Source organism: Pseudoalteromonas sp. Z1A6 (genome assembly GCF_011378745.1).
GTDB lineage: Bacteria > Pseudomonadota > Gammaproteobacteria > Enterobacterales > Alteromonadaceae > Pseudoalteromonas > Pseudoalteromonas arctica.
The window spans coordinates 1-2,427 of sequence record NZ_WTKW01000485.1; the positions used below are offsets into that span (position 1 = coordinate 1).

Annotated in this window: 4 protein-coding genes and 1 pseudogene; 1 reads left to right on the forward strand and 4 read right to left on the reverse strand. The window is 38.8% G+C overall.

Annotated features, from left to right (window positions below):
* Window positions 1-89: 89 nt before the first annotated feature.
* The 3 genes from GQR46_RS18745 to GQR46_RS18755 form a co-directional block, all read right to left on the reverse strand.
* Window positions 90-599, reverse strand: a complete 510-nt coding sequence (locus tag GQR46_RS18745) for a hypothetical protein (RefSeq protein WP_165742049.1) — start codon at window positions 597-599, stop codon at window positions 90-92.
* Window positions 600-698: 99 nt separating this feature from the next.
* The gene (locus GQR46_RS18750) at window positions 699-1,148 is read right to left on the reverse strand and encodes a low molecular weight protein-tyrosine-phosphatase (protein WP_165742051.1); all 450 of its coding nucleotides are present in this window, start codon (window positions 1,146-1,148) and stop codon (window positions 699-701) included.
* Window positions 1,149-1,193: 45 nt separating this feature from the next.
* Entirely contained in the window at window positions 1,194-1,700 is a 507-nt protein-coding gene (locus GQR46_RS18755; RefSeq protein WP_165742053.1) for a DUF3087 domain-containing protein, read from the reverse strand.
* A 238-nt stretch (window positions 1,701-1,938) separates the two neighbouring features.
* Between GQR46_RS18755 and GQR46_RS18760 the strand changes: the two genes are divergently transcribed.
* Complete coding sequence (locus GQR46_RS18760; RefSeq protein WP_165742055.1) at window positions 1,939-2,097, forward strand: hypothetical protein; 159 nt, start codon at window positions 1,939-1,941, stop codon at window positions 2,095-2,097.
* Between the two features lie 86 nt (window positions 2,098-2,183).
* Here GQR46_RS18760 and GQR46_RS18765 read toward each other — a convergent pair.
* A pseudogene (locus GQR46_RS18765) lies at window positions 2,184-2,427 on the reverse strand (NTPase KAP); the annotation flags it as partial.

A 2,427-nucleotide genomic window follows, 5' to 3' on the forward strand; every position in this document is an offset into this window, starting at 1 on the left:
AATCCCCGCTAATTTCTTAGCAGGGATTTGTGTATAAGAGACAGCTTTATGCGCCTTTTTTAAAACTAACTAATACAAAACTCATGTAGTTAAAATTCATAACTTACGCTAATACCGCCATCGGCTCTTTTTTCGTTGCTGTCGCTTGCTTTACCATAGCCCACATCTAGCTCTAATCTAAAACCAGCGCTGTTCAATCCATTAAAGTTGTAGCTGTAAGTAAGCCCTATGCCGTTTGTTGTTTCTTCATCAAAAATACCGCCAATTACACAACCTAGCGTATTAGCAAAGTCAGTTGCTACATCATTAGTTGAACTTTCACACTCTTGGTCTGTATCTCTTGCACCAATAGCGCCCACAAGCGCGCCAAAAGCATGTTTTTTATTATCGCTAACTGCTTGTTCAAAACCGGCTGAAAAACCATCATCAAGGCCTATTTTGTAGTTTGCATACCAGCGTTGTGTATCATCGTTAGCCGATAAAGACACCTCAGGAATAACCAAATAAGGGTAGCCACCCCCAATCGAAAAACTAACATCGTTAGCAAAAGTAGAACAAGAAGCGATAGATAAAGTGAGTAGTAATATTTTTATTTTCATAAAGTTCCCTTTGAGTAAGCATAAAATGTACTTACTTTAGGAACACTGTGCAATACGACAAAAAGCTCGTTAAATTTAGCTTTAGTAATAAAATAGGAATTAAATTTTAGCGAGTATTTTATCACTAGCCGCTTCTATTAAATCGAGCACATTTTCAAAACCATCATCGCCGCCATAATAAGGATCGGGAATAGCGCTTTGGGTTTGCTCGCCGTATTCTAAAAACAGCGCTAATTTGTACTGTAGATGCTCAGGGCACTGGGCTTTTAAATCAGCTAAGTTTTGCGTATCGGCCGCTAAAATTAAATCAAACTCAGTAAAGTCGCTACTGCGTACTTTGCGCGAATAAATACCTTTAAAGCTATAACCACGTTTTTCGCCTGCTGCCATTGAGCGGCTATCAGGCGTTTTACCTTCGTGGTAACCAATAGTCCCTGCCGAATCAACTTTAACGTTAACGCCTAGCTTTTTAGCACGGGCTTTTAATACCGCCTCTGCGGTTGGCGAGCGGCAAATATTACCTAAACACACTATGAGTATTTTTTTCATTAAGGCTCCTCTAACTAATTTAAAAACCTATGTTTTAAAACTGTTTTAAAACTGTTTTAAAATACTTGCGTCGTAATCTTCAACGTTAAGCGTTACATTATATTGCGCTGCAACAGATTCAAGCTCAGCTTGTTTAATGGCTAAATCGTCCATAGTGATTAGATTATCGTCTAGCTGCCACAATAACCGAGAGCCCGCGTAGCTATAGTGAATCGCTAATAACGCATCGGCATTCCCTTCACGGCCAGCAGCTTTTAACTTAGCCATTTTACGGGTTATTTTATTAAGTGCTTTTTTAAGCTCCCACACATAAACAACTTCTGTCATAAACGTATGTGTACGATATTTATGAAGTAACCACGCAAGCCCAACGCTAGTAATAGCAACGCCTATTAAGTTCCAATGAAAGTGGCTACCACTTTCATCAGGAAATAAAGCAATCAGCGTTTGCGATATAGCCAAGCTGCCTACCGCCAAACCAATACCACATCCTGCAATAACACGGTTTAAATGTTTACGGTAACGCGCTTTATTTATTTCAATGAGTTGCATAACAGCCTAAAAAGTTAAGTTTTAATATTTGCGAATGGCTATTGTAACTAAACCCCACATTTTTTATAAAATTATTTCACCCCTTTTTGATTTGCCACCCGTTATAGCTTTGAAAACACCCTAATTGTTGTGATCAATAAAATTTGGAGCGGCTTATGCACACACTTGAACTATCTAACAACCCAGTATTTATTAAAACATCAACTGCGCAGCTGCTGGCTGTAATCTTAAGGTGCTAGTGCAAATTAAGCATTCGCTGTTGAGTGATTTAAAGGGTAAACATGCGGTTGAAAGCGATATAAACACGGGTGATATGTTAGCTATGGCGCATAACGGTAAAGGGCAGATTATTGCGCTTAAACATGCGCGAGCTGGGATTAGGCAGTGTGGGGCTTAGATGGTTTGGTCCAGTTGAGGTTGGTGGTAATTTAAATAAAAATTACCACCGAGAACACAGAGGCGCTTAGCGCTGCACAGAGAGAGTTAACTATCGCCCATGTAATCTAATGGTGAGGAAAGCTCTATAAACTCACGATAATGATCTTTAGTAAGTTTATTGTATTCATCTTTTATGTAGATATATTTAATCAATAACCTAGCCACGTCATAAGGGTTAGAATTATCAGATTCCCACAACTCTTTGTCAGCTTGCTCTAATTCAGTTAACTTCCTTCTATCAGTATTTCCGAATCCAGCGAAAACAAGGGACATTTCATCTACAAAAATT